A 23,727-nucleotide genomic window follows, 5' to 3' on the forward strand; every position below is an offset into this window, starting at 1 on the left:
TAACACGGGTTCGAATCCCGTACGGGTCATTTTTAAAAGAGATCTTGTCAAAGATCTCTTTTTTATTTTCTCCAAAACGAAAGACCGCATCATGGCGGTCTTTTTTTACATATTCATGGAATAGATCGTATAAGACAAGTATGTGGCAAAAAAGCCCCATAAGACATAAGGAATCAGTAAAATTGGAACGACATTGCTTAGTTTACGTGAGACGATGACAAGTGCAAGTGCTGTCAGTGCGACGAGCAGGCAGTCGATTGTAGCTGCAAACAAATCCTTTTGTGTAAATTGAAAAAAGCTAAAGGCTTGATTGAAAACATAATTTAAAAGGAAAAGAATCCAAAATGGTAAAGTGATTTTTTGGAACCCATATTTTCCATAAATGATCGCTGCGGACAATGAGATGAGTGCAAATAAGACAGCCCACACAGCAGCAATGACACCGCCACCAGGCGTCCATTCTGGTTTATTCAATGCGTCATACCATTCTCTGTCGATGGGGAACAAGAATCCGGCAATAGAGAATAGTGCGTATGTAATAAAGAAGACGACAATCGCCCAAATGATACTTTTTCTAGCCATCAAGAATCTCCTCCAATCAAATTCACTCTTAAAATGATTTCCCAATAATTACATGATATAAACATAAAGCCCCCAATATGAGGGGACTAATGATTTTCTTCTGTATAAGGTTCTTCCTCGTACGGTTTCAAGTCACCAAATACCGTCATGACACCTTCTTCGTCTAGTGCTTCTTCATAGGCCTCGTGTGCTTTGGTCGGATACACCTTGCTGGCTTTTCCTTCAATATCAGCAGCTGCGAATCCTTCGTAGTCCTCCACATAATCTTCATCTTCTGATTGTGTATACACATCATCGTATGTTAGAGGAGGGAATTCCATATCAGATGGGGTCTCAGAGTTTCCGTAGCGTTCTACGTCTTGGTAGGCATCCTCTCCATCGTACGCAGCACTTTCTTCATTTTCAAATTGTCCCGCGGGAGGACTTAATAAATCCTCTTCAATCGGACGGTTTTGTGAAACGGTCTGTTCTTTTGAATGCTCTGTGCAAGTGACGGCAGTAGGCAGGGCTTCTAAGCGTTCCTTTGGAATAGGGGCTTTACAGACCTTGCACAGACCATAAGAGCCGTCAGCAATGGCTTGGAGTGCTTCATTGATGTCTAACATATGTTCATGTTCCAAGCTGTTTAAAGCAATATCTTTCCCCCGCTCGAACAGCTCTGTCCCTTGATCACCCGGGTGGTTATCATAGGCAGACAATTCACCGATCGAATCGTAAGGAAAGGATACTTTCTGTTCATCGTCATGGCTTTTGGCTTCAAGTTCTTTCTTTTCATCGAGAAGGCGCTGCTTCAAATGATGTAATTCGTCTTTAGACAACAAAGCGATCATCCTTTCATATCAAACATATTGTTAGTATGAGCAATTTTGTATGTAAGACTAGTTCCAATTTGAAGCAATTCCTTATTAAAAAAACGCCTGCGGCTGCAGGCGTTCTTTGTTACGCGATATAGTATTGTAAGATTAAAGCGATCGTCAGCAGAAAACCAAAAAATGTATTGGTTTGAGCTGTAGATTTCATGGCATTCATTAATTCAATCGGCTTTTCTTTTTGTTTAAACTCTTTAATGGCTGTATAGGCTTTTGGCACACTGAGTAAAACAAGAAGACTCCAAAGACCGACGATATCTGTGAAGATATAAACAAAAATGAGTACATATGATACCAAAAACATGGAAAGTAAAATGTTCACTGCAGCTTTGCGTCCAGCAAGAATGGCAAGTGTTCTTCGTCCATTTTCCTTGTCCCCGTCTAAATCACGGATATTGTTCGACAGTAAGATGGCACCAACTAAAATAGAAATTGGTAGTGAGACGAGAACAGCTTTAGACGTCAGTGTGCCTGTTTGGATATAGAAACTAATCAGGATGATTCCTAATCCCATAAAAGCACCTGAAACAAGTTCTCCAAACGGTGTATATGCAATTGGTACAGGGCCGCCAGTATAGAAATAGCCTGCTGCCATACAAATAAGACCTATTAGTGCAATCCACCAGCTAGACATCATGCAAATATATACCCCAAGTAATAAAGAAACCGCAAATAGTGCATAAGCAAGGGTGAGGACTGTCTTTGGCTTCACACCGTTTCTTACAATGGCTCCGCCGATGCCGACAGATTTCTCGTTGTCCAGCCCGCGAACATAATCAAAGTACTCATTAAACATGTTTGTTGCGATTTGGATAAACATAGATGCGAACAGCATGGCTAAAAATAGCCCACCATGTATTTGACCACTTGGAAGTGCTAAAACAGTTCCTAAAGTAACGGGAATAAATGCCGCTGTTAGTGTATGCGGTCGTAGTAAATTCCACCAAATCCGCCAGTTTTTATCAGGCTTTATTGGTGAAAGCTGATCTGATATCGATTGATGCTGCATAAAATATACTCCTTTAAATAAAAAAATACGTACACGTCCAAATTCCAGTTTAGCAAAGTTCAAAAAGGTGTCAATATATTGATGCGATGAATCGGGAAAAAGATGTTTGCTAATCGTTGCCATATCGAAGGAAAGCTTGATTTTAGAACAGGTCCTGCCATTTTACCTTTGATGCTCTCGTTTCAATAAGCAGGAGCGAAAAAATCTTGAAAGCGTGATATAATAAGGATTCGAGGTTTTAAAAGCTGTTTTCTTTACTAAGTTCATCTGTTAAGGTTTATAATAGAAAAGCAGGTCATTCGACATATTCGAATGTTCATGTATTTTTTCATTATGGGTTTTATTTTTTTATGTTATTTCATGGATTTTGGAGGAATGTATCATGGTGACAACAGTGCAAAGTACTTTCCGGCAGGAAGCGCTCGCGACATTAGAAGAAGCGAATAACGTCAACCATGCTGTTTTGATAAGCTACTCCAGAAGAGTTGACGATCTGGATCCTCTTGCCTTTTTCCAAAGCGGCGAAGCGGATTTTTTAGGCGAGCGGTTTTTTTGGTCTGATCCAGAAAGCCAAATGATATTTTCTGGACTTGGCAGAGCGGCCGTCATTAAATCATCTGAGCAAGGCAAGGAACGATTCGATATAGTCCATCAAGAATGGGAACAGCTAAAGCAGCACATGTTCCATTTTCATGATGAGAAGGAGTTAAAGCAAGCGGCTGTTGGTCCGCTTTTATTTGGAGGATTCTCGTTTGATCCGCACGAAGAGAAGGCGCGTCATTGGGAAGCATTTGGCGAGGCTCATTTTTTTGTGCCATCGATCATGCTGACTGTTTCAAAAGAAGGCAGCTTTCTTACGATCAATGAGTGGAAGCAGGTGGACGGGAATGTTCATCAGCTTATTCAAGAATTAGAACAAAAGGCCTCTCGTTTCGAGACATTACCAGTACGGACTGGTGGACAAGCTGAACTTGTTCATATGGAAGAGCTGGATGTGAACGAATGGATGAAGGCGATCCAAGAAGCGACAGACCACATTCGTGCAAACGAATATGAAAAGGTTGTTTTAGCAAGAGAAGTCTTGCTTCACTATAAAAATCAAATTGAACTTGCTCCACTATTAGCAGAATTATTAAAGCATCAAACAACAAGTTATGTATTTGCGGTTGAACAGGGAAGACAAGCATTTGTCGGAGCAACGCCGGAACGCTTAGTGAAAAAAAGCGGCGGAGAGGTCTTTTCATCCTGTTTAGCAGGTTCCATTGTTCGCGGAAAAGATGAAGCGGAGGATCACGCATTAGGCGAGAAACTGCTGCATGATGAGAAGAATTTAATTGAACATCAAATTGTCGTCAATATGATTGAGCAAGCATTTAAAGCGAATTGCCTTCATGTGCATAAACCAAATCAACCAAGTCTTTATAAAACAAAAAACATTCAGCATTTGTTTACACCGATTGTGGGAGAAATTAAAAGCAGCTGTTCCCTTTTTTCATTAATTGAGCAGCTTCATCCGACGCCGGCACTAGGCGGATATCCGAAGGAAAAGGCTATAGAAGTGATTCGTGAAATCGAACCGCTTAAGCGCGGCTGGTATGCAGCGCCGGTAGGCTGGATTGATTCTCAGGATAATGGAGAATTTGCTGTAGCCATTCGGTCAGGTCTTATTGAGGAAGATCATGTTCGTTTATTCGCTGGCTGCGGAATTGTAGAGGATTCCCTTGCAAAGCAGGAGTATGAGGAAACACAAGTGAAGTTAAGACCAATGCTGTCTGCTCTTGGAGGTCATCCTATTGAATAATCACATCATGACAACATATATAGGCAGATTGATGGATGAATTCGTCCAAGGTGGTGTGAAAGAGGCAGTTGTCTGTCCAGGTTCTCGTTCAACTCCGCTTGCGATGCTGGCTCTTGCTCATCAAGACATCCATGTCCATGTTTTAGTGGACGAACGGTCTGCTGCTTTTTATGCGCTTGGTCTTGCAAAAGCAAGTCAATCACCAGTGCTGCTTATTTGTACATCAGGTACAGCAGCTGCTAATTTTTATCCAGCCATTGTAGAGGCGCATTATTCTCGTGTACCTCTTATTGTTTTAACTGCTGATCGGCCGCACGAATTGAGGGAAGTTGGAGCACCTCAAGCGATTGATCAGCAATTCTTATTCGGTAAGTTTGTTAAATGGTTCACAGACTTAGCTCTGCCAGAGGAAAGTCAAACAATGCTGCGATATGTTCAGACAGCAGCTGCGAGAGCAAATCACATGTCGATGCAGGAGCCAAAGGGGCCTGTTCAGATTAATGTACCTCTGAGAGAACCATTGCTTCCTGATCTGTCTATTGATCCTTTCGCGAGAGAAGAATCAGACACGAAAAAGGTATTAGCATCAGGTCAGACATTCCCAAATGATCGAGTGATGTCTGAAATCGTAACCGTCATGAACCATTGCAAAAAGGGACTGATTGTGGCTGGTGAACTTCATACACAGGAAGAAAAAGAGGCAGTTTTACGCCTTTCGAAAGCTCTTCATTTACCTATTTTAGCTGACCCGCTGTCTCTTTTGCGCAACGGACATGTAAATGAAGATCTGATTATCGATGCGTATGATTCTTTATTAAAAGATGAAGCATTACAGCAGCACCTATTGCCGGATATGGTCATTCGTTTTGGACCGATGCCTGTATCTAAGCCCTTATTCAAGTGGCTGGAAAAACATGCGGAAGTGAAGCAGATTGTTGTAGATGCAGCCGGAGGTTTTCGTGATCCTGGGTTAAGTGCTTCATACGTCATTGAAAGTACTGTGTCTGCTTTTGTAGAAGCAGCATTAAATCAAGCAGTACAACGTAAAGAGACAAGCTTCTTAAACTGCTGGCAGAATGCTAATTCTTCATTCAGAACGCATGCAGCCCGCTATTCAGATGAGGATTTGTCCTTTGAAGGGAATGTGTACCGTCAGCTTCAGCACCTCTTGCCAAAGGAGAGTGTCCTTTTTATCGGAAATAGTATGCCGATTCGTGATGTAGATACATTTTTCGAAACTCAGTCCAAGCCTTTTCGAATGATGGCCAATCGCGGAGCAAATGGCATTGACGGCGTTGTGTCCACAGCACTTGGCACGTATGCAGCATTGAAGCAGCCAGTCACTTTAGTCATTGGAGATTTATCATTTTACCATGATATGAACGGTCTGCTTGCAGCTAAGCTGATGGACATTCCGCTGACAGTTGTTTTGATAAACAATGATGGGGGAGGTATCTTTTCTTTCCTTCCGCAGGCGTCTGATGAACCGTATTATGAAAAGCTCTTCGGTACGCCGACAGGACTGAATTTTGAGTATGCATCGAAGTTATATGGGGGAACCTATTCGAAACCGGCAACGAAACAAGAGTTACATGATGTGTACATGGCGCATATCGATGAACCTGGTCTTCATTTAATTGAAATTGAAACAAATCGTCATTCCCGTGTAGACAAGCATCGTCAAATGATGGATGACATATTGGAAGAAGTGAAAAAAGAATGCCTTCTCTCATCATAAGAATGCGTGATGGGGTAGCGTACGAAGTGGTGGACCAGAACCCTTCGGCAGCAAATGCTACACTATGCTTACACGGATTCACTGGAAGTGCAGCGTCTTGGACGTTCTTGAATGCTTATTTGGAGAATACAAGACTGATTCAGGTCAGCTTGCTCGGACATGGGCGTACGGACTCGCCAGAAAGTGTGAGAAGATATGCAATGTCTCAGCAGCTGGCAGATCTTGTAGAGATTTTAAACCAATTAAAGCTTCACAAAGTGAATATTCTCGGATATTCTATGGGAGGACGTATTGCTTTATCATTTGCCGCTCGTTATCCAGATCGTGTCAATAAATTGATCCTTGAGAGTACGTCTCCTGGGCTTCGCACTTTTAAAGAGCGGATGGCAAGACTAAAGCATGATCATCAACTTGCTCAAAAGATTAGACATGAAGGCTTAGTGAAGTTTGTGGATTTTTGGGAAAGCATTCCTTTGTTTGCGTCTCAGAAAACTTTATCAGCTGAAAGGCAGACTGAGCTGAGAGAGGGAAGACTCAAAGCCAATCCTCTTGGACTGGCTCGCAGCTTAGAAGGAATTGGAACAGGTTCACAGCCGTCTGTTTGGAAGGCGTTAAAGCATATTCATTTGCCTGCTTTGTTCATTTGCGGAACGCTTGATGAAAAGTTCTGCCATATCGGCAAACGTATGCAGCAGGAGCTGAAAGGAAGTCAATTCATTTTGGCTGAGCATGCCGGGCATACAGTTCATGTGGAACAACCACATTTTTTTGGTAAAATAGTAAGTGAGTTTATTTTAGAGCAAGATTAGAGGAGGAAATATTGATGGCTATTGAATGGCAAACAGAGCGTCAGTATGACGAAATTTTATATGAAACGTACAATGGGATCGCAAAGATTACGATTAATCGTCCACACGTACATAACGCGTTTACCCCAAAGACTGTTAGTGAATTAATTGATGCATTTTCACGGGCTCGTGATAATTCAGAAGTTGGTGTAATTGTTCTTGCAGGTGCTGGCGGAAAAGCATTCTGTTCTGGTGGAGACCAAAAAGTTCGCGGCCATGGCGGTTATGTAGGAGACGATCAAATTCCACGTCTAAATGTATTAGACTTGCAGCGTTTGATTCGTGTCATTCCAAAACCAGTTATCGCAATGGTAGCAGGTTACGCGATTGGCGGAGGACACGTTCTTCACGTTGTGTGTGACCTGACGATTGCAGCAGATAATGCGATTTTTGGACAAACAGGTCCAAAAGTAGGCAGCTTTGATGCTGGTTATGGTTCAGGCTACCTTGCACGTATTGTTGGTCATAAGAAAGCAAGAGAAATCTGGTACTTATGCCGTCAATACAATGCACAAGAAGCGCTTGATATGGGACTTGTTAACACAGTTGTCCCATTAGATCAGCTTGAAGAGGAAACGGTGAAGTGGTGTGAGGAGATGCTAGAAAAGAGCCCGACTGCTTTACGATTCTTGAAGGCTGCATTTAACGCAGATACGGATGGATTAGCTGGAATTCAACAATTTGCAGGAGATGCGACACTTCTTTATTACACAACAGATGAAGCAAAAGAAGGACGCGATTCCTTTAAGGAAAAACGCAAGCCGGACTTCGGCCAGTTCCCGCGTTTCCCTTGATTCAATGATATCAATGAACAACAGCTTAGTGCATCAGACTAAGCTGTTTTCTTTTACAAAAAGGAGGTGTCATGATGAAGCAACCTAATTGGCTGCTGCACCGTGCCTATTTAACGCCAGATCGAGTCGCACTCATTTATCAAGAGAAGGAGTGGACATTTCACGAATTAGCTCAAGAAGCGGAAGTGCTTTCAAATAGACTTGCTCAGGCATCATTGAAAAAAGGGGAAACGGTTGCGCTTTTGATGAACAATCATCCTCATATGGTGATGCTTGTACATGCCTGTTTTTTATTAGGGTTAAAAATTGTGCTATTGAATAATAAGCTGACAAAAGCTGAAAGGCGCTATCAGCTAGAAGATGCAAAAGCCGCGGCGTTATTAACAGAATCTAGTTATGCAAGCGATCATGAGGGTGATTTACCCGTTTATACAATGGAAACTTTACCTGAACCAGGGCAAGGCCATATCAACAAGATCGAGAGTGAATTTGATTTGAATGAAACAGCGACCATCATGTATACATCTGGGACAACAGGACGTCCAAAAGGGGTAGAGCAAACGTATGGCAATCATTTTCATAGTGCTGTTTCCTCTGCACTGAATCTGGGTCTCAGAGAGGATGACCGCTGGCTCATTGCCCTGCCTCTTTTTCATATTAGCGGCTTATCTGCTTTATTTAAGTCTGTGATATATGGAATGACAGTCGTGCTTCATCAGAAGTTTGACGTCGATGAAGTAAAGGATTCTATTGAACGGCATCGTGTGACGATGATTTCCGTTGTGCAGACGATGTTATCTCGTTTATTAAGCAGATTGGCAGAATGTCCATCTTCTTTGCGCTGTCTTTTATTAGGAGGAGGCCCTGCGCCTTATGCGATGCTCCAAGAAAGCAAAGAAAAGGGCTTTCCTGTCTTTCAATCGTACGGGATGACGGAAACCTGTTCACAAATTGTGACCCTTGCGCCCGAATTTAGTGTAGAGAAGCTTGGTTCAGCGGGAAAACCTCTTTTTGGGTGTGAGCTGAAAATTCAAGACGGTGATCGCATTTGCCGTCCTTTTGAGCATGGCGAAATTATGGTGAAAGGTGCAAATGTGATGAAAGGATACCTTTACCGTGAAGAAGCGACCGCGGCTGCCTTTGATGAGGGCTGGCTGAAAACGGGTGATATTGGCTATGTGGATGAGGAAGGGTTCTTATTTGTGCTTGACCGCCGTTCAGATTTAATTATTTCTGGCGGAGAAAATATTTATCCTGCGGAAATTGAAGCGGTTCTGCTAACACATCCGCATGTAAAGGAAGCCGGAGTAACGGGTATGTATGATGATAGATGGGGAGAGGTACCTGCTGCTTTCCTTGTAACAGATGTTAAGATACCGGAGAATGAGCTCTATGCTTTATGTGGGTCGCATTTAGCCAAATATAAATGGCCCGCCGCTTTTCACTTTGTGGACGAGCTGCCAAGAAATGCGTCGAATAAATTGCAAAGGCACAGACTCAGATCAAAGGGGTTTTCAAATGATTCAAATTGAACGAGTAATTTTATATCATGTCACGATGAAGCTTAAAAAGCCATTTACAACAAGTCTTGGAACCATTTCAGAGCGTGAGTTTATTATTGTTGAAGTCAAAGATCAGACAGGATTGACTGGATGGGGAGAAGTATCTGCTTTTTCTTCTCCGTGGTATACAGAAGAAACAATTGAGACTTGCTATCATATGCTGAGGGCTTTCTTTATCCCGAACGTGCTGACGCGCACCTTTACACATCCTTCAGAAATCCCTGACAGTCTGTATCATTTTAAAGGCAATAGGATGGCGAAAGCAGGCATTGAAGCGGCTGTTTGGGATATTTATGCGAAGCGTGAGAATAAGTCTTTACGCGATGTATTAGGCGGTACAAAAGATAGAATACCATCTGGTGTTGTGGCGGGGTTAGGCCCTATTGACGATATGCTTGAGCAAATTCAGCAATTTGTTGACCAAGGCTATCAGCGGGTGAAGGTGAAAATTAAACCGGGACAAGATATTGGACTTCTTCAAAAGATCAGAGAGTCTTTTCCTGATCTGCCATTAATGGCAGATGCAAACTCTGCTTATGAATTAAAAGATATTAGCAAGCTTAAGCAGCTCGATGATATTCGTTTATTAATGATTGAACAGCCTCTAGCTGCAGATGATATTGTGGACCACCGCCATTTGCAAAAGCATTTAAAAACGCCGATTTGTTTAGATGAAAGTATTTGTTCTTTAGATGATGCTAGAAAAGCTGTAGAGCTTGGCAGCTGTCAAATTATTAATGTGAAGCCTTCACGAGTTGGCGGACTGACAGAGGCTCTTAAAATTCATACGTTCAGTAAGGAGAATCAAATTCCGTTATGGTGCGGAGGGATGATTGAAACAGGTATTTCCCGAGCGCAGAACGTGGCACTTGCTTCGCTTCCTCAATTTACGATTCCCGGTGATATTTCAGCTTCGTCAAAATTTTGGGAACAGGATATCATTTTTCCTGAAATTAAGGTTGAAAATGGGTTTATTGAGGTGCCTCGCTCCCCAGGAATGGGCGTGGAAGTTGATTACCAAGCGCTCCGTTCGTTTTCAGATAAAATCGACGTGTTTACAAAACATGATTTTGTGAGATAAAAACGAAGGAATCACCTTTTGCATCCACAATAGAATCTAGGTATAGTGAGAGAAAGTTTTTCCTTCCTGTCTGAACAAAAAAGAAAGAGCGGTGATCCGCTCTTTCTTACTCTTCAACCAGCTCGCTGTCATAAGCAAGCTGTCCGATATACTGATGAATTTCATTTGGCATGTTTGATGCATGTCCATATTCATAATCCCAAAGATTTAAAAAGGAGTGAGCGGCTTGGTGGAATGCGTCTTCATCCGCGTCATGAATTTCGTCAAAAAACGTTTGAAGCAGCCGATCATGTTTCAAAATGAAGCGCCTCCTTTAATGAGACTTAAAGGTCTTGTGGTTTAAACGTTTTACAATCCGTTTCTTCGCTTTTCTCAGCCGTATTTCCTGTGTGGCTGACGACATAGATTGCATCTGCACCACAGCGGTTTCCAGCATTCCAATAGGAACAGTTATTGACTTCACAAAGGATTTTTTGACTCATACAGATGACCTCCTTTTGAGTATGTCTTTCATCTATAATGTAACCGAAATGAAGCTCGTCCATTCATGTTAATCTTCCTGACGAATATAGCGCTTATCCTTCATAAATAATTTCCAGAAGAAATAAAATCCGGGAAACAAGATGATAAAACCTACAATATAGGTGATAAATAATGCCCTAAATGTGACAGGATCTGTAAATCCAGACATGATTGTAATATCTGGATAAGCCATGTAAGGCAAATGGGCACGTCCATACACATAGCTTGCTAAGAAATATTGAATGGTAATCGCAATGACGGCAAGGCGTGGTCTTCCTTTCCGGTGCTTAAACCGGCTGTTTGGTAAAAATAGAGCCAGTCCTGCGAGCAGAAACATTAGGAGAGATACAAGAAGAATAGGGATGTTCTGCATCATTTTTGTGAACAGCCAATTGGCCTCGCTTCGTAATGTCAGCATGATAAAAAAGGCCATCATGAGTGAAAGTGGACCCGTAATGAGCGCTCCTCTTCTATAAATGCTGTAAGCTTCATCTTCATCAGCTACATTAGAGAAATCAGCTAAAAGCAAGGACGAAAGAAAAAGGGTGCTGAAAATGGCAAAGCCGACAAAAGAATAGACATTTGCACTTGTAAAGACCAGTCCAAGATCTAATGAGTAGACGTTGTTCTCCTGAAAGATAAAGCCACCATGGGTGATTGGGAGAACCATGATCAGGATGGACGGAATGATAAAGCCGCTGATCCCTGAAATATACGTCACCGCTTTTCGATATTTCTTAGGCAGTGAATGAGAAAACACGAGAAACCCGCTTCGCAGTGCAAGAAGTAATAATATGATGCTGCCGGGTATTAATAAAACGGTGCCAAGTACAAAGGTCGCACCTGGAAACAGGCTGAACAATGCGACAACGATGGCGACAATAAAGACGTTTGTCACTTCCCATGTTGGAGAAAGGTACTTATTTGCGATATTAGCGGCTTTTGTTTGTTCTTTATTCATATAAATCATCGACCAAAATCCTGCGCCGAAATCCATTGATGCCATCACTGCATAGATAAAAACGAATCCCCATAAGATGGTGATTGCAATGAGCGCATCAGTTGTAACATCCATTTGCATCAAGATCGCTCCTTTTTTAAGATTCTGTTAACCGTAGGTCTTCTTCAATCGTATTTTTTCTAAAGTAGTACGTCAGCACAATAACGGTTGCTATGCCTAAGATGAGATAGACAATGGCAAAAAGGATAAAAAGTGTTCCGATCGAGCCAGATGATGTGACAACCTCGGAGGTTTTGAGCATTCGATAAATGACCCATGGCTGGCGGCCTGTACAAGCAAAGATCCAGCCAAATTCAATAGCCAAAAGACTAAGAGGCCCGCCGAATAAGTAAAGAAAAAGAAGCCACTTCGGAAATTTGTCCCGTTTTAAAATTTTACGGTAAAGCAGGGCTAATACCGCAAATAGAATGAGCACCGATCCAATAATGACCATGCCGTTAAATAATGTGTGTATAAATAAAGGCGGCCACTCGTCACGAGGAAAATCATTTAAGCCTTTGACCACTGTATCAAAGCTATTTCCTGCCAGAAAACTGAGCGCCCAAGGAATTTCGATCGCACCTTTAATTTCCTGCGAATCAGCATCCGTAAAACCACCTATTGCAAGAGGCGCATGTGATTGCGTTTCAAATAAACCTTCAGCTCCAGCCAGCTTTTCAGGCTGATATTCATACAGAAGCTGAGCGGATTCGTGGCCATTTAAGGCTGTTAGAAAGGAGAAAAGTCCTCCTACAATGAGTCCAAGAAAAAGGGCTTTTCGATGAAATGTATAGAGCTTCTCATTTTTTCTCGTTTTGAGCATTTTAAAAGCTGCAATTGAAGCAATCACAAAAGCACCTGTTGTAAAAGCAGACAGCACAACATGTGTAGCAGTTACAGCAAAGCTTGGATTGAAAAAGGCCTTCCAAGGCTCGATATTTGTGATTTCTCCATTCACCATCTGAAAGCCAGCAGGTGTCCCTTCAAAAGCATGTACGTTTGTAATTAGAATCGCTGATGCAGCTGCACCAATAACGATAAAAATAACGGTAATGATGCGCATTGCATTTGATAGGCGATCCGCTGCGTACACATAAATAGACATAAATAATGCTTCTATAAAGAACGCATAAATTTCAATCTGGAATGGCAGTGACATGACCTTTCCGATGACCTCCATAAAACCTGGCCATAAAAGGGCAAGCTGCGTACCAGCAATTGTACCTGTTGGAATGGCGACCCCTAACAGAACAGCCTGTGCTTTTGTCCACCGCTTGGCCATGATGGCATAATGAGGGTCCTTCGTTTTTTGAAAGATGAGTTCAGCTAACAAAATCATTAGCGGGATGCCAACGCCAAGCGAGGCATAAATAATATGAAAGCCCATGGTTGTGCCGAACAGGCTTCTAGCTAAAACGAGATCAGTCAATTTTTTCTCCGCCTTTCTTATCGCTTCTCTTTTTCATGATGCTTATTATTCTCCACCATTTTTAGATTATTCTTCCTGACTAAGAAAGCTTGTTTTTTGACAAGTTGTAAAAGAGGGAGTAGAATATAAATATAAAACGTAACCATTACGTTTTATTAACGAAAGGAGTTTTGACATTGAAAAGAGATATTCATCCAACCTCACATGAAGTTGTATTTATGGACGTAAACAGCGGTTACCGTTTCTTGAGTAGATCAACAAAGACATCAAACGAGACAGTAGAGTGGGAAGATGGGAAAACGTATCCTGTCATTAAAGTAGAAACAAGCTCTGATACGCATCCTTTTTATACAGGGCGCCAAAAATTCGGAGAAAAAGGCGGAAGAGCCGAGCAGTTTAAGAAAAAATATCAAATGTAATCAAAAAAGCACGCCTGATAACGGTGTGCTTTTTTTGACAGTAAAAAACCCCGGGTGATCAGCCGGGGTTCAAAGCATTAATCATTTAAAGCGGTGTTTAAGGTCTTTAAGTTTTGTTTCATTAAGCTGACGTAGCTTTCGCCGTTTTTGGCATCATCTTCAGTAATGGATTCTAGATTTTTAAGGGTCAAGCTTTTTGCCCCAATTTCACTGCGGATTGTATCTGATACTTTGCTGCTGACGTTGTTTTCAAAAATAACGTATTGAATGTGATGCTTTTCCGCTTTTTGTACAATGTTTTCGAGCTGTTTTTGTGATGGCTCTTCAGAAGCGGATAACCCTAAAACACTGATTTGCTCAATGCCATAGCGCTTTTCCCAATAACCATAAGCTGCGTGAGAAACTAGGATTTCTTTATGTTTCGCTTTAATTAACGTTGTTTTGAATTCTTGATCTAATGATTGTAAATCTTTTTTTAGATGTTCATAGTTTTTTGTGTATTCATCTTTATGATCTGGATCTAATGAGACGAGTGTGTCTTTAATGTTTTTCGCCATTTGCTGCGCATAAACCGGGTCTAACCATGCATGAGGGTCCTTATCTCCGTGATCGTGCCCGTCATGATCATGGTCTTCACCTTCATGGTCATGATCTTCGCCTTCTTCATGTGCATGTTCTTCATTTGTCGATAACAATTTGATGCCTTCGGCTGCTTTGACTGTTTTCACACCTTGGTCTTTTAAAGTGGCAGCTGTTTTGGCTGCGAATGCTTCAGCCCCTGTGCCGCTGTAGATAAAGGCATCACCTTCAGCCATTTCAACCATTGTTTTTGAACTTGGTTCAAAGCTGTGTGCATCTGCATTTGCAGGATACACGCTTTGAGCATGAACGTGAGAGCCGCCAATTTTTTCAGTGAAATCTTGGATTGGGAAGATCGTGGTGTAAATGATTAGTTTACCGTCTGCCTTACCTTTTGAAGCATTCGTGCTCGCACTGCTTGAGCAAGCGGCAAGACCGATCGCGAATAAAGCAGCTGTTAAAATAAAAAAGATTTTTTTCATGTAGAAAATGTCTCCTCTCAATCTAATAGATAGAAATGATTACGATTTAATGTCCTGAGTTATTGTATCGTAATAATTACGATTTGAAAAGAGGAAAATAAAAAATTTTCGTCAGCAGATGTTTCCTCTAAAAAAATAAGCTGCAAAACGTGACGAAATTTCTTACATTGTGCTATATTTATTTTTAAAAAAAGATAAAGGAATGGACAAACGTATGAAACTTTTAGATGAAATCATCGAATATAATCAACAATTTATTGAAGAAAAGAAATACGAAGAATTTACAACAACAAAGTTTCCACAGAAAAAAGCTGTCATTCTATCGTGTATGGATACAAGACTTGTTGAACTGCTTCCGCGTGCCATGAACATGAAAAATGGTGATATTAAGATTGTCAAAAGTGCTGGGGCGCTTGTTTCTCATCCATTTGGAAGTATTATGCGAAGCATTTTAGTTGCTGTTTACGAATTAAATGCTGACGAGGTATATGTCATTGGGCATCATGATTGCGGGATGAGTAAAATAGACAGCCAGACACTTTTAAATAAAGCCGTTGAGCGCGGTATTCCAGAAAAACGTATTGAAGTACTGGAATACTCAGGAATTGATTTTAAACAGTGGCTCAAAAGCTTTAGTTCAGTCGAAGAGAGCGTGAAGGACAGTGTGTCCGTAGTGAAAAATCACCCGCTTCTTCCATCAGATGTACCTGTACACGGGCTTGTCATTGATCCTGGAACAGGGAAGCTTGACTTAGTTGTCAACGGATATGAAGAAAAGTAAGTTATTTTTCCTTTTTAGGCGGAACAGGATCGATGCCGCCAGGATGAAGCGGATGACATTTCAAAATCCGTTTTATGGTGAGCCAGCCGCCCTTGACCGCGCCATGCGTTTTGATCGCCTCTAGTCCATAGTTTGAGCATGTTGGATAAAACCGGCAGCTTGGCGGTGTAAGAGGGGAAATACATTTTTGATAAAAGCGTATCATGCCGATAAAAATTTGTTTCATAGAGGTTCCTCCTTGTCTGTCTTCCACAGTATAAGAAAAAAGGACAAGGAAGGAAAGTTTTATAAACTAAACTGGTCGGAGAAATATGTTATAATATAGGAAATTGCAATTATAGGAGTGGTGATTATGCCTTCAGTCGAAAGCTTTGAACTTGATCATAATGCTGTAAAAGCGCCATATGTTCGTCATTGCGGCGTTCATAAAGTGGGATCAGATGGGGAAGTAAATAAATTCGATATTCGTTTTTGTCAGCCCAACAAGCAGGCGATGAAACCTGATACGATTCATACATTAGAGCATTTGCTTGCGTTTAATATTAGAACACACTCAGAGAAATATGATCATTTTGATATCATTGATATTTCTCCAATGGGCTGCCAGACAGGCTACTATTTAGTTGTCAGTGGTGCACCAACTCCAAAAGAGATCGTTGAACTTCTTGATGCAACATTCAAGGATGCGGTTGAAGTAACAGAAATTCCTGCTGCAAACGAAGAGCAATGCGGACAAGCGAAGCTTCATGATCTTGAAGGGGCAAAACGTTTAATGCGTTTCTGGCTTTCTCAGGATCAAGAAGAGCTTTTAAAAGTATTTGGTTAATAGAAGGATGAACCGGACATTTAGATGTCCGGTTTTTTATTTGAATTTAAACAGAGATGTCAAAATAGGGGATATTTGTTAAAATGGACATGTCAGTAAAAGAAGGGGGAAACGCAGGATGCGAAAAATGTTGGGAATGATTCTGATGCTCACGTTATTGAGTGCATGTGGAAACTCTGCAGCAAATAGCGGCAAAGGGGAAGTGCCTGAGCTATTAGAAGTAAAGCTCACAGGACCTGAGCAAGTGGAGAAAAATGAAAGCGTTATAGTAAAAGCAGCTGTCACATATGGTGATACGCCTGTTGATGATGCAGATGATGTTCAATTTGAAGTGTGGAAAGATGGCGACAAGGATAACAGCAAGATGATTCAGCCAAAGAAAGAAAACAAGGGTGTATACGAATTGCACACAGCCTTCAAAAAAGATGGCCTTTATATCATACAAGTCCATGTGACAGCTAAACAGCAGCATAATATGCCGAAAACGAACATCCACGTAGGTGAGGTGAAAAAAGAGAGTTCATCTACTGAAGAAGAAGAAACCTCACATCATTAAAAGCGGATTTATTTTGGATTAGGACGTTGATTTGGTTCTGCATCCTGTGGTGAATCGACTTTATGCTTATATTCATAAGCCTTCGATGTCGTCCACAATGATAAAAAGACAACGATTGAGATAATGATAAAGCTGATAATCCCAAGTAACAGCATCTAACTCCCTCCTTATTTCCATATTAACATATATTTCATGCAGTCAAAATAGAAGAAATTGACGGCAGGTTTCAGTATAATAAGAAAAGGGTATTCTCATACTAAACGCAATTACATAAGGAGGAATAAATATGTCTGAACAATTATTAAACGTCGTCAATAAACAAGTAGCTGATTGGACTGTGCTTTACGTGAAATTACATAACTATCATTGGTATGTAAAGGGGAAAGATTTCTTTACACTCCATGAGAAATTTGAGGAACTATATACAGAAACAGCTACATATATTGATGATTTGGCTGAGCGTATGCTTGCTTTAAATGGACAGCCTGTTGCGACAATGAAAGAGTGCTTAGAAATTTCCAGCATTCAAGAAGCAGAGGGCAAAGAATCAGCGGAGCAAATGGTGAAAAATCTATATGATGATTTCTCCAATATCGCTGAGGAATTAAAGCAAGGAATGGAGCTGGCTGCAGAGGTTGGCGATGAAACTACAGGTGATATGCTGCTTGCGATTCATCAATCCATTGAAAAACACAACTGGATGCTTAAAGCATATTTAGGATAATACACGTATGTGAAAAGAATGTCGGTCATAAATAGACCGACATTCTTTTTTATTGGAATCGGGACAGACAGCCCATTGAAATCATAGGGCTTTCAGCCGAAGAGAAAAGAGAAGGGAGGGAAGAAGATGTCTTCTATTGCAGGAATGATGAGTCAGCAAGTAGCGAGCATTCAAAAGACACTCAATATTAGTTTGTTGAATTCACAGCTTGCTACGAATACAGCACAAGCTATGGTGATGCTGGATCAAGTGCAGCAGCAGCCTCAAGCTGTTCAGCCAAAGGATTCAGATGCTTCATTTATTGATGTCAGAGTCTAAAAAGAGAAGCCGCCTCATGGGGCGGCTTTTTTGGTTTCATTCGTCTCCCTGAGGACATAACAGCGCCTTTATTTTTTGTCGTCCAAGCTATTGCGAGAATTCGGCATATACTATTGAGGTAAGGAGTTCCACTTTGAAAGGATGTTGATGCCAAGTGAGCAAGGATTTAGGCATCTTTTCGTTGGTTACAGTGAGTTTGTCGGCGATGGGCTTTCTGTTTGGTGGAGCAGGATATTTACTGATGATTTTAGTGACGTTGATGGCTATTGAATTAATTTGTTCAAGCCTAAGAGAATCTTTGACTGGGCAGCTTACAATGAAGCGGTTTTTTACGCGGCTTGTTCGAAAGATCGTGACAGTTTCCTTAATATCGATGGCGCATTTCTTCGATGTCATGCTGAAGACAAATGGGACGATTAAGGATTTAGCGATCATCTTTTATATTATTTATGAATCTTACCAAATCGTCTCGACAGCCAGAGCCCTTGGAGTTCCCATTCCACAGTTGTTTATTGATGTATTGGACATGTTGAAAAATAAATTGCGCAAAAAGCCGTAATTTCCTCATATCTGGTCATACTAAAGGAAAAAGGATGATTCAGATGGCGAGACACACGTACTATGTATCCGTACAAGATGGATCGATATCGCAGCATAGAGATGCAGCGGCTTGGCAATTTCAAATAGAAGCAGATGATGATCAAATTTTGCAGCTGAGAGACTATTTCGATGAACAGTATATGACAGATTGGAAAGGCTTCTTTCGGGCGCATGTTCCGTTTCTTGAATATCATTATGATAGTCCAAATGATGAAATGGATAGAAAAAGTAAAGAGATTTACACAATGATTTATGAGCTCGGCAATGAAGAGACAAGGAGCTTTATTGAGACAAATGGTTTGATGAATTGAAAAAGCATGTAGAGAATCTCTACATGCTTTATTTTCGCGGTTGTAAAATGCCTCCGATCAAATCGCTGATCCCGCCGCCTCTATTTTCCTGCTGTGAATTGGTGAACTCATGAGAGGAGCTCTGGCTCTGAGGTTTGTAGCGATTATCATCTAAACCCACCCGTAACCCAGATGTGCGCTCAGATGGCTGGATAATGACGATTTGATCTTGTTCCTGGAACTCAAATAAGTAGGATTCACCAGATGTTTGTCCAATGAAAGTCTTCCAGTTCACATCTAGTTTGACCTTCGGTGCTTTGCCTGTCCAAGCAACAATTGCGTCAGGGTCTACACGGCAGGGGGCTTTTAAAATGAGCGGATTTCCATTCGTTTTGATGGCGACCTGCGCTCCGTGCCCTTGATAAGAGAGTTTTGATGTAAACAGTCCTTTCTGTGATAAAATACCAACGCCTACTGGTGTGACGCCGTAATGGCATTCCTCAGTAAAGGCAAGTAAATCTTCACTTTCTACACTTACATGCTGCCAAGGTCCGCTTGGCTCAAGGTTAATCACTGTTACATGCTCGCTTGCATCCGCCAAGTAGCAAGTACCTTGTCCACTCACTTCCATCATCTCAAGGTTTTCACCTGTGAATTTCCTGCTGATATGGTTAAATACTTGGCTGACCATATTTCCTTTATTCGTTCCAAGTAATCGCTTGCGGTATTGGAAACTTCCTTGATCCGCAATCATGGCGCCTTTTTTGGCAAAAAAGATTCCGCTGCCTTCTGCTTGTAAGGTAAGTTCTTCTATTGTGTTGAAATGAAATCCCATAGGTGCCGGCTCCTTTCCTGCGTCAAGATGTAAATCCGTAGATGCGGCATAAATCATTTAAATCTAGAGTAGTCCCTTGTCCGGTCGCGGTGATTTTCCATTCCTCCTGATCTCTCGTGAGTTCAGCGCATATAATGGATGTACAATACGAATAATCCTCTGTTAACTGAAAGGTACAAATCTCTTGCTGCGAGATTTGATCCGTAAGTCGCACGTAGGCATTGGTGATTTGTCCAAAATGATGCTGGCGTTCGTGTGCATCATGTATCGTGGCTGTGACGACAATTTTATGAATATCAGGTGAGACTCTGCTTAATTGCATAATAATCATTTCATTGTCTCGATACCCTCCGCCAAATTGATGATCACCAAGATGACGCACAGCTCCATCTAAGCTTTGCTGCTGGTGATAATAGATCAGATGCTTAGGAGACAACAGCTTGTCCTCTTCATTTAAAAGAAACACTTGCGTATCTAAATCAATTGGCTGACCAGCAAGGTCCCAGCCAAGCCCGATATGAATTTGGTCGACCGCTGGATTGTCTTTTGTTAAATCTAACTTTTGCCCTTTCACGAGGTGTTTCTTGATCACCTCATGGGGTGCGTTTTGTTTTGACCCCTTTTTTATACTCATGCTGATTTCCTCCTCGTTGTCATAGGACAAACACTGATTCATTTACGTCATATAGGGATAAAAGGTTTCATGATTAAAATTGGGTGAAGTTGGAGATGATAAAAAGGTTTTAGAAACAATACCTCATTTTAAATACAGACGAGTTGGAACCACTCGTTTGTTTCACTTTTGATAAAAATTCTTCAGATAAATGTGATCTGTGGTATGATGTTTTACAAGAAGCAAGGACAGGATATGAGGGATTTCACATGCATGTATTTAAAGACTATTATCATAATACGGTCAAGCTCTCTTTTGAGGAGAAGCCTTTTTCAAGTCATCCTAAGCATGTTTGGGCCATCTGCCGCTACCAAGGGAAATGGCTGCTCACTGAACATGAGGATCGGGGCTATGAGTTTCCAGGAGGGAAAGTTGAGCCGGATGAAGAAGCAGACCAAGCCGCTATACGGGAGATTCAAGAAGAGACGGGTGCTGTTGTTCGTGAATTAACGTATATTGGTCAATATCAGGTGCTGGGCAGAGAAAAGGTCATTGTCAAGAATATTTATTTCGCTGATATTGAAAAGCTAGTGAAGCAAGACACGTATTTTGAAACGAAAGGACCCGTTCTTTTCGCAGACTTGCCAAGATCCATCGCAAAAAATAAGAATTTCAGTTTTATTATGAAAGATGATGTGTTAAGACGAAGTCTTGCTTATTTAGAAAAGAACGGTTTGATTCGTTAAAAAAAGCGCAGGGTGACAATCCCTGTGCTTTTTATTTTTGAAGAAAACGGTGTTCGAGCCATTCCACAAGCTGGTACATGATGGTCGCAAATACGGCAATAATGAAAAGACTTAAGAACACGAGTGTAAAGTTGAAGACTTGAAAACCGTAAATGATCATGTAGCCGAGCCCTTTTGAGGAAACAAGAAATTCCCCTACGATAACCCCAACCCAAGAAAGGCCGACATTGACTTTGATCGCAGAAATCATCGTTGGAATACTAGCTGGCAAAATGACCTCGCGAAAGACGACGCTTTTTTTCGCACCAAAGGTTTTCATCACCTTTAAATAATTCTCATCGACCTCTTGAAAGGCTGTATAAATGACGATTGTCGTAATGATCACACTAATGATTGCGCCCATGGCAACGATGCTGATCATGCCAGGCCCAAGGGCAACAATTAAAATCGGGGCGAGGGCAACTTTTGGCATGGCATTTAAAATGACTAAATAAGGATCAAGAACGTTTGCCAGGCGGGTGGACCACCATAAGGCGGCAGCAAGCAAAATGCCGCAAAAGGTACCAAGTAGAAATCCGAGCACCGTTTCAAATAATGTAATACTCATATGATTCACTAAAGACCCATCGGATATTTTTTGTACAAACAATTGGCAGACTGCTGATGGTGAACTAAATATCAGTGGATCGATAAGGCGATAATGACTGGCAAGCTCCCAAAGCGAAAAGAAGCTGGCGAAAATAATGAACTGATAGATTCGGGTCATGCGTTTTTCCATTCGGTATTTTTTGCGATAGGCTTCATGTAAAAGGTCACTGTGTTTCAACTGTTTTCAGCTCCTTCCAAATCGTTTGAAAGAGCTCTTGGAAACTCTGGGTCTGTCTCGCTTTGAAAGGAGAAAGAGTCCTCAGATCATCTGGAACGGTAAAGATTCGCTGGATCGAGCCAGGATGCTTTGAGAATAAGAAAATGCGGTCACTCATTGCAATGGCTTCGCCGATGTCATGTGTCACAAGGACCGCTGTTTTTTGATAGTTTTTGAGTGTATGAAAGACGAGATCCTCTAAAGTGAGTTTGGTTTGGTAGTCTAGAGCTGAAAAGGGTTCATCTAGTAAAAGCAGACCGGGATTCACTGCAAGCGTTCGGGCGAGAGCCGCACGCTGCCTCATGCCGCCTGACAGCTCCTTCGGGTATTTTTCCTCTACATCATGAAGGCCAAGCTTAGGCAGTAAGCCAAGAGCGGCGGAGGTGGCTTCATGTGAATCTTGCTTGGTAATTTTTAACCCGAGAATGATATTTTCCTTGATGGTTTTCCAAGGGAACAAATAATCTTGCTGGAGCATGTAGCCGATTTGATGCTCCTTTTGATTCGGTTCTTTTCCTTCGATTAAAATTCGGCCTTCAGATGGCGGCGTTATTCCTGCAATGATAGACAGCAGGGTGGTTTTCCCGCAGCCGCTGGGACCAATAAATGAGATAAATTCTCCTTGGTCTATCTCCATATTGATATGCTGTATGGCCGTTGTTTTTTCTTTTAAAGAGAAGTACGTGTGGGTCACATGGTCAATTTGAAGGAAAGACATGTGCTACCTCCTATTCTATTTGTGTTCTGTGACCTTCTTTGCAATGGATGAATCGACAAGTTGTTTGTACGGGATAAATCTCGGCAATTCATCGCTCTCCTTCATGATTTCCTGCAATTTGTTCCATTCCTCTTCATTCAGAAGGGGATCTGCTGCATAGGAGTCCTGCTGTTTGTAGCGTTTAATGGCAGTTGATAAAACATCAAGTTCTGTGTCAGGAAAATGAGATTGAATGGTTTTGGCAATCTCCTCCGGCTGCTTGGCTTCTACCCATTTCTGCGCTTTGTAAATGGCGCGAGTGAAGGCTTCAGCTGTTTCTTTGTTTTCCTCTAAGTAACTCTTCTTTGCCATGAAGGTGGTATACGGCACCTTTCCGGAAGCCTCTCCAAAGGAGGCGGTAATGTACCCTTTGCCTTCTTTTTCAATTAAGGATGCTGTCGGTTCGAATAACTGCACAAAATCGCCAGTTCCAGAGGAGAAAGCACCTGAAATGTTGGCAAAATCAATATTTTGAATCATGCGGAGATCCTTTTTTACATCAATGCCTTCCTTTTTCAGGACATATTCACCGACCATTTGCGGCATGCCGCCTTTCCGCTGTCCAAGAAAGTCTTTTCCTTTTAATTGATCCCAAGAGAATTCACTCACTTTCTCCCTTGAAACAAGAAATGTACCGTCTGTTTGTGTCAGTTGTGCAAAGTTGATGACAGAGTCTTTTGTGTCTTGAGCCTCTACATAGATAGAGGATTCAGATCCGGTCAGGGCGATATCTGCACCGCCGGATAAGAGAGCTGTCATCGTTTTATCGCCGCCCCAGGTCGTTTTTAATTCAACCTCTAGCCCTTCTTCTTTGAAGAAATCCTCAGATAAGGCAACATAGAGCGGAGCATAAAAAACCGAATGGGTCACCTCGGCTACTTGTACGGTCTGCTCTTGTTCTTTTTTACAGGCGACAAATGGAATAAAGAGCAGGACAACGACGATGAATGCCAGTCTGACTTTGATGGAACGATTCAAGAGTAATTCGCCTCCTTTGTTCTAGATCACTAATTAAAGTATGTCAAAAGGGATTTTTGGTGAGTGCCTAGATGAAAATAAGAAGCGCATTGTTTATTTATAGAACGTGTCTTTTTTTCTATA

The 23,727-nt window shown here is 41.5% G+C and carries 30 protein-coding genes; 15 read left to right on the forward strand and 15 right to left on the reverse strand.

Translation table 11 applies throughout. The features are described from left to right. Nucleotides 1–105: 105 nt before the first annotated feature. From BA81_RS00005 to BA81_RS00015, 3 genes are all read right to left on the reverse strand, one after another. Entirely contained in the window at nt 106–582 is a 477-nt protein-coding gene (locus BA81_RS00005; RefSeq protein ID WP_034279363.1) for a TspO/MBR family protein, read from the reverse strand. Nucleotides 583–668: 86 nt separating this feature from the next. Continuing rightward, the gene (locus BA81_RS00010) at nt 669–1,403 is read right to left on the reverse strand and encodes a TraR/DksA C4-type zinc finger protein (RefSeq protein ID WP_024425775.1); all 735 of its coding nucleotides are present in this window, start codon (nt 1,401–1,403) and stop codon (nt 669–671) included. 118 nt (nt 1,404–1,521) lie between these two features. Then, entirely contained in the window at nt 1,522–2,460 is a 939-nt protein-coding gene (locus tag BA81_RS00015; RefSeq protein ID WP_034279366.1) for a 1,4-dihydroxy-2-naphthoate polyprenyltransferase, read from the reverse strand. A 382-nt stretch (nt 2,461–2,842) separates the two neighbouring features. Between BA81_RS00015 and BA81_RS00020 the strand changes: the two genes are divergently transcribed. The 6 genes from BA81_RS00020 to menC all read left to right on the forward strand — a co-directional run bounded on the left by BA81_RS00020 (nt 2,843) and on the right by menC (nt 10,284). Further along, nucleotides 2,843–4,261: an isochorismate synthase gene (locus BA81_RS00020; RefSeq protein ID WP_034279368.1), complete on the forward strand. Its 1,419-nt coding sequence runs from the start codon at nt 2,843–2,845 to the stop codon at nt 4,259–4,261. Beyond that, the gene (gene menD, locus BA81_RS00025; RefSeq protein WP_034279371.1) at nt 4,254–5,999 is read left to right on the forward strand and encodes a 2-succinyl-5-enolpyruvyl-6-hydroxy-3-cyclohexene-1-carboxylic-acid synthase; all 1,746 of its coding nucleotides are present in this window, start codon (nt 4,254–4,256) and stop codon (nt 5,997–5,999) included. The genes BA81_RS00020 and menD overlap by 8 nt, the downstream gene beginning before the upstream one ends. Beyond that, nucleotides 5,981–6,808 carry a 2-succinyl-6-hydroxy-2,4-cyclohexadiene-1-carboxylate synthase gene (menH, locus tag BA81_RS00030; RefSeq protein WP_034279373.1) on the forward strand — a complete coding sequence of 276 codons (828 nt, stop codon included), beginning with the start codon at nt 5,981–5,983 and terminating at the stop codon, nt 6,806–6,808. Before menD ends, menH begins: the two co-directional genes overlap by 19 nt. Before the next feature lie 14 nt (nt 6,809–6,822). Next, nucleotides 6,823–7,641: a 1,4-dihydroxy-2-naphthoyl-CoA synthase gene (gene menB, locus BA81_RS00035; RefSeq protein WP_024424937.1), complete on the forward strand. Its 819-nt coding sequence runs from the start codon at nt 6,823–6,825 to the stop codon at nt 7,639–7,641. A 71-nt stretch (nt 7,642–7,712) separates the two neighbouring features. Further along, entirely contained in the window at nt 7,713–9,173 is a 1,461-nt protein-coding gene (locus BA81_RS00040) for an o-succinylbenzoate--CoA ligase (protein WP_034279376.1), read from the forward strand. Then, nucleotides 9,160–10,284 carry an o-succinylbenzoate synthase gene (gene menC, locus BA81_RS00045; protein ID WP_034279379.1) on the forward strand — a complete coding sequence of 375 codons (1,125 nt, stop codon included), beginning with the start codon at nt 9,160–9,162 and terminating at the stop codon, nt 10,282–10,284. The genes BA81_RS00040 and menC overlap by 14 nt, the downstream gene beginning before the upstream one ends. A 106-nt stretch (nt 10,285–10,390) precedes the next feature. Here menC and BA81_RS00050 read toward each other — a convergent pair whose 3' ends face one another. From BA81_RS00050 to BA81_RS00065, 4 genes are all read right to left on the reverse strand, one after another. Beyond that, on the reverse strand, nt 10,391–10,582 hold the full coding sequence (locus BA81_RS00050; RefSeq protein WP_034279382.1) for a hypothetical protein: 192 nt from the start codon (nt 10,580–10,582) through the stop codon (nt 10,391–10,393). A gap of 25 nt (nt 10,583–10,607) precedes the next feature. After that, entirely contained in the window at nt 10,608–10,766 is a 159-nt protein-coding gene (locus tag BA81_RS00055; RefSeq protein ID WP_008360682.1) for a DUF1540 domain-containing protein, read from the reverse strand. A gap of 68 nt (nt 10,767–10,834) precedes the next feature. Then, entirely contained in the window at nt 10,835–11,881 is a 1,047-nt protein-coding gene (locus BA81_RS00060; protein WP_176967069.1) for a cytochrome d ubiquinol oxidase subunit II, read from the reverse strand. 22 nt (nt 11,882–11,903) lie between these two features. Further along, nucleotides 11,904–13,235: a cytochrome ubiquinol oxidase subunit I gene (locus tag BA81_RS00065; RefSeq protein ID WP_034279389.1), complete on the reverse strand. Its 1,332-nt coding sequence runs from the start codon at nt 13,233–13,235 to the stop codon at nt 11,904–11,906. A gap of 176 nt (nt 13,236–13,411) precedes the next feature. Here BA81_RS00065 and BA81_RS00070 point away from each other — a divergent pair, with 176 nt between their 5' ends. Then, nucleotides 13,412–13,654, forward strand: coding sequence for a type B 50S ribosomal protein L31 (locus BA81_RS00070; RefSeq protein WP_024424931.1), 243 nt, complete (start codon nt 13,412–13,414; stop codon nt 13,652–13,654). 77 nt (nt 13,655–13,731) lie between these two features. Here the strand turns inward: BA81_RS00070 and BA81_RS00075 are convergent, their stop codons facing one another. After that, a complete protein-coding gene (locus BA81_RS00075; protein ID WP_034279391.1) occupies nt 13,732–14,715 on the reverse strand; it encodes a metal ABC transporter solute-binding protein, Zn/Mn family in 984 nt (327 codons plus the stop codon). A gap of 214 nt (nt 14,716–14,929) precedes the next feature. On the opposite strand from BA81_RS00075, the gene BA81_RS00080 reads away from it, so the two are divergent. After that, a complete protein-coding gene (locus tag BA81_RS00080) occupies nt 14,930–15,496 on the forward strand; it encodes a beta-class carbonic anhydrase (protein ID WP_024424929.1) in 567 nt (188 codons plus the stop codon). Between the two features lies 1 nt (nt 15,497). On the opposite strand, the gene yidD is transcribed toward BA81_RS00080, so the two are convergent. Continuing rightward, nucleotides 15,498–15,722, reverse strand: coding sequence for a membrane protein insertion efficiency factor YidD (gene yidD, locus BA81_RS00085; RefSeq protein WP_024424928.1), 225 nt, complete (start codon nt 15,720–15,722; stop codon nt 15,498–15,500). 126 nt (nt 15,723–15,848) lie between these two features. Between yidD and BA81_RS00090 the strand changes: the two genes are divergently transcribed. After that, nucleotides 15,849–16,322, forward strand: a complete 474-nt coding sequence (locus tag BA81_RS00090; RefSeq protein ID WP_003217624.1) for an S-ribosylhomocysteine lyase — start codon at nt 15,849–15,851, stop codon at nt 16,320–16,322. 118 nt (nt 16,323–16,440) lie between these two features. Continuing rightward, complete coding sequence (locus tag BA81_RS00095; RefSeq protein WP_034279393.1) at nt 16,441–16,878, forward strand: FixH family protein; 438 nt, start codon at nt 16,441–16,443, stop codon at nt 16,876–16,878. Between the two features lie 8 nt (nt 16,879–16,886). On the opposite strand, the gene ytzI is transcribed toward BA81_RS00095, so the two are convergent. Continuing rightward, nucleotides 16,887–17,033, reverse strand: coding sequence for a YtzI protein (ytzI, locus tag BA81_RS00100; RefSeq protein ID WP_003217544.1), 147 nt, complete (start codon nt 17,031–17,033; stop codon nt 16,887–16,889). A gap of 131 nt (nt 17,034–17,164) precedes the next feature. On the opposite strand from ytzI, the gene BA81_RS00105 reads away from it, so the two are divergent. From BA81_RS00105 to BA81_RS00120, 4 genes are all read left to right on the forward strand, one after another. Then, entirely contained in the window at nt 17,165–17,602 is a 438-nt protein-coding gene (locus BA81_RS00105) for a Dps family protein (protein ID WP_024424926.1), read from the forward strand. A 126-nt stretch (nt 17,603–17,728) separates the two neighbouring features. Beyond that, entirely contained in the window at nt 17,729–17,920 is a 192-nt protein-coding gene (locus BA81_RS00110) for a hypothetical protein (RefSeq protein ID WP_024424925.1), read from the forward strand. 154 nt (nt 17,921–18,074) lie between these two features. Next, nucleotides 18,075–18,479: a phage holin family protein gene (locus BA81_RS00115; RefSeq protein ID WP_034279395.1), complete on the forward strand. Its 405-nt coding sequence runs from the start codon at nt 18,075–18,077 to the stop codon at nt 18,477–18,479. A 43-nt stretch (nt 18,480–18,522) separates the two neighbouring features. After that, nucleotides 18,523–18,831 (forward strand): hypothetical protein, encoded by a 309-nt coding sequence (locus tag BA81_RS00120; RefSeq protein ID WP_034279400.1) that lies wholly within the window; start codon nt 18,523–18,525, stop codon nt 18,829–18,831. 28 nt (nt 18,832–18,859) lie between these two features. Here BA81_RS00120 and BA81_RS00125 read toward each other — a convergent pair whose 3' ends face one another. Further along, a complete protein-coding gene (locus tag BA81_RS00125) occupies nt 18,860–19,645 on the reverse strand; it encodes an AIM24 family protein (protein ID WP_024424922.1) in 786 nt (261 codons plus the stop codon). 22 nt (nt 19,646–19,667) lie between these two features. Beyond that, nucleotides 19,668–20,279, reverse strand: coding sequence for a TerD family protein (locus BA81_RS00130; RefSeq protein ID WP_051627313.1), 612 nt, complete (start codon nt 20,277–20,279; stop codon nt 19,668–19,670). A gap of 248 nt (nt 20,280–20,527) precedes the next feature. Here BA81_RS00130 and ytkD point away from each other — a divergent pair, with 248 nt between their 5' ends. After that, a complete protein-coding gene (ytkD, locus tag BA81_RS00135; protein WP_034279403.1) occupies nt 20,528–21,004 on the forward strand; it encodes an RNA deprotection pyrophosphohydrolase in 477 nt (158 codons plus the stop codon). A gap of 31 nt (nt 21,005–21,035) precedes the next feature. On the opposite strand, the gene BA81_RS00140 is transcribed toward ytkD, so the two are convergent. The 3 genes from BA81_RS00140 to BA81_RS00150 are packed head-to-tail and all read right to left on the reverse strand — an operon-like array spanning nt 21,036 to nt 23,604. Then, nucleotides 21,036–21,782 carry an ABC transporter permease gene (locus tag BA81_RS00140; protein ID WP_411859203.1) on the reverse strand — a complete coding sequence of 249 codons (747 nt, stop codon included), beginning with the start codon at nt 21,780–21,782 and terminating at the stop codon, nt 21,036–21,038. A gap of 34 nt (nt 21,783–21,816) precedes the next feature. After that, on the reverse strand, nt 21,817–22,587 hold the full coding sequence (locus BA81_RS00145; protein WP_034279407.1) for an ABC transporter ATP-binding protein: 771 nt from the start codon (nt 22,585–22,587) through the stop codon (nt 21,817–21,819). A gap of 15 nt (nt 22,588–22,602) precedes the next feature. Then, the gene (locus BA81_RS00150; protein WP_034279408.1) at nt 22,603–23,604 is read right to left on the reverse strand and encodes an ABC transporter substrate-binding protein; all 1,002 of its coding nucleotides are present in this window, start codon (nt 23,602–23,604) and stop codon (nt 22,603–22,605) included. Between the last annotated feature and the right edge of the window lie 123 nt (nt 23,605–23,727).

The sequence above is a fragment of the Bacillus safensis FO-36b genome (genome assembly GCF_000691165.1).
GTDB classification, from domain to species: domain Bacteria; phylum Bacillota; class Bacilli; order Bacillales; family Bacillaceae; genus Bacillus; species Bacillus safensis.

Coding starts and splice junctions, on each gene's coding strand:
- BA81_RS00005 (WP_034279363.1), bottom strand. CDS start 582: ATGGCTAGAAAAAGTATCATTTGGGCGATTGTCGTCTTCTTTATTACA.
- BA81_RS00015 (WP_034279366.1), bottom strand. CDS start 2,460: ATGCAGCATCAATCGATATCAGATCAGCTTTCACCAATAAAGCCTGAT.
- BA81_RS00020 (WP_034279368.1), top strand. CDS start 2,843: ATGGTGACAACAGTGCAAAGTACTTTCCGGCAGGAAGCGCTCGCGACA.
- menH (WP_034279373.1), top strand. CDS start 5,981: ATGCCTTCTCTCATCATAAGAATGCGTGATGGGGTAGCGTACGAAGTG.
- menB (WP_024424937.1), top strand. CDS start 6,823: ATGGCTATTGAATGGCAAACAGAGCGTCAGTATGACGAAATTTTATAT.
- BA81_RS00040 (WP_034279376.1), top strand. CDS start 7,713: ATGATGAAGCAACCTAATTGGCTGCTGCACCGTGCCTATTTAACGCCA.
- menC (WP_034279379.1), top strand. CDS start 9,160: ATGATTCAAATTGAACGAGTAATTTTATATCATGTCACGATGAAGCTT.
- BA81_RS00055 (WP_008360682.1), bottom strand. CDS start 10,766: ATGAGTCAAAAAATCCTTTGTGAAGTCAATAACTGTTCCTATTGGAAT.
- BA81_RS00060 (WP_176967069.1), bottom strand. CDS start 11,881: ATGGATGTTACAACTGATGCGCTCATTGCAATCACCATCTTATGGGGA.
- BA81_RS00075 (WP_034279391.1), bottom strand. CDS start 14,715: ATGAAAAAAATCTTTTTTATTTTAACAGCTGCTTTATTCGCGATCGGT.
- BA81_RS00080 (WP_024424929.1), top strand. CDS start 14,930: ATGAAACTTTTAGATGAAATCATCGAATATAATCAACAATTTATTGAA.
- yidD (WP_024424928.1), bottom strand. CDS start 15,722: ATGAAACAAATTTTTATCGGCATGATACGCTTTTATCAAAAATGTATT.
- BA81_RS00090 (WP_003217624.1), top strand. CDS start 15,849: ATGCCTTCAGTCGAAAGCTTTGAACTTGATCATAATGCTGTAAAAGCG.
- BA81_RS00095 (WP_034279393.1), top strand. CDS start 16,441: ATGCGAAAAATGTTGGGAATGATTCTGATGCTCACGTTATTGAGTGCA.
- ytzI (WP_003217544.1), bottom strand. CDS start 17,033: ATGCTGTTACTTGGGATTATCAGCTTTATCATTATCTCAATCGTTGTC.
- BA81_RS00105 (WP_024424926.1), top strand. CDS start 17,165: ATGTCTGAACAATTATTAAACGTCGTCAATAAACAAGTAGCTGATTGG.
- BA81_RS00110 (WP_024424925.1), top strand. CDS start 17,729: ATGTCTTCTATTGCAGGAATGATGAGTCAGCAAGTAGCGAGCATTCAA.
- BA81_RS00120 (WP_034279400.1), top strand. CDS start 18,523: ATGGCGAGACACACGTACTATGTATCCGTACAAGATGGATCGATATCG.
- BA81_RS00125 (WP_024424922.1), bottom strand. CDS start 19,645: ATGGGATTTCATTTCAACACAATAGAAGAACTTACCTTACAAGCAGAA.
- BA81_RS00130 (WP_051627313.1), bottom strand. CDS start 20,279: ATGAGTATAAAAAAGGGGTCAAAACAAAACGCACCCCATGAGGTGATC.
- ytkD (WP_034279403.1), top strand. CDS start 20,528: ATGCATGTATTTAAAGACTATTATCATAATACGGTCAAGCTCTCTTTT.
- BA81_RS00140 (WP_411859203.1), bottom strand. CDS start 21,782: ATGGAAAAACGCATGACCCGAATCTATCAGTTCATTATTTTCGCCAGC.
- BA81_RS00145 (WP_034279407.1), bottom strand. CDS start 22,587: ATGTCTTTCCTTCAAATTGACCATGTGACCCACACGTACTTCTCTTTA.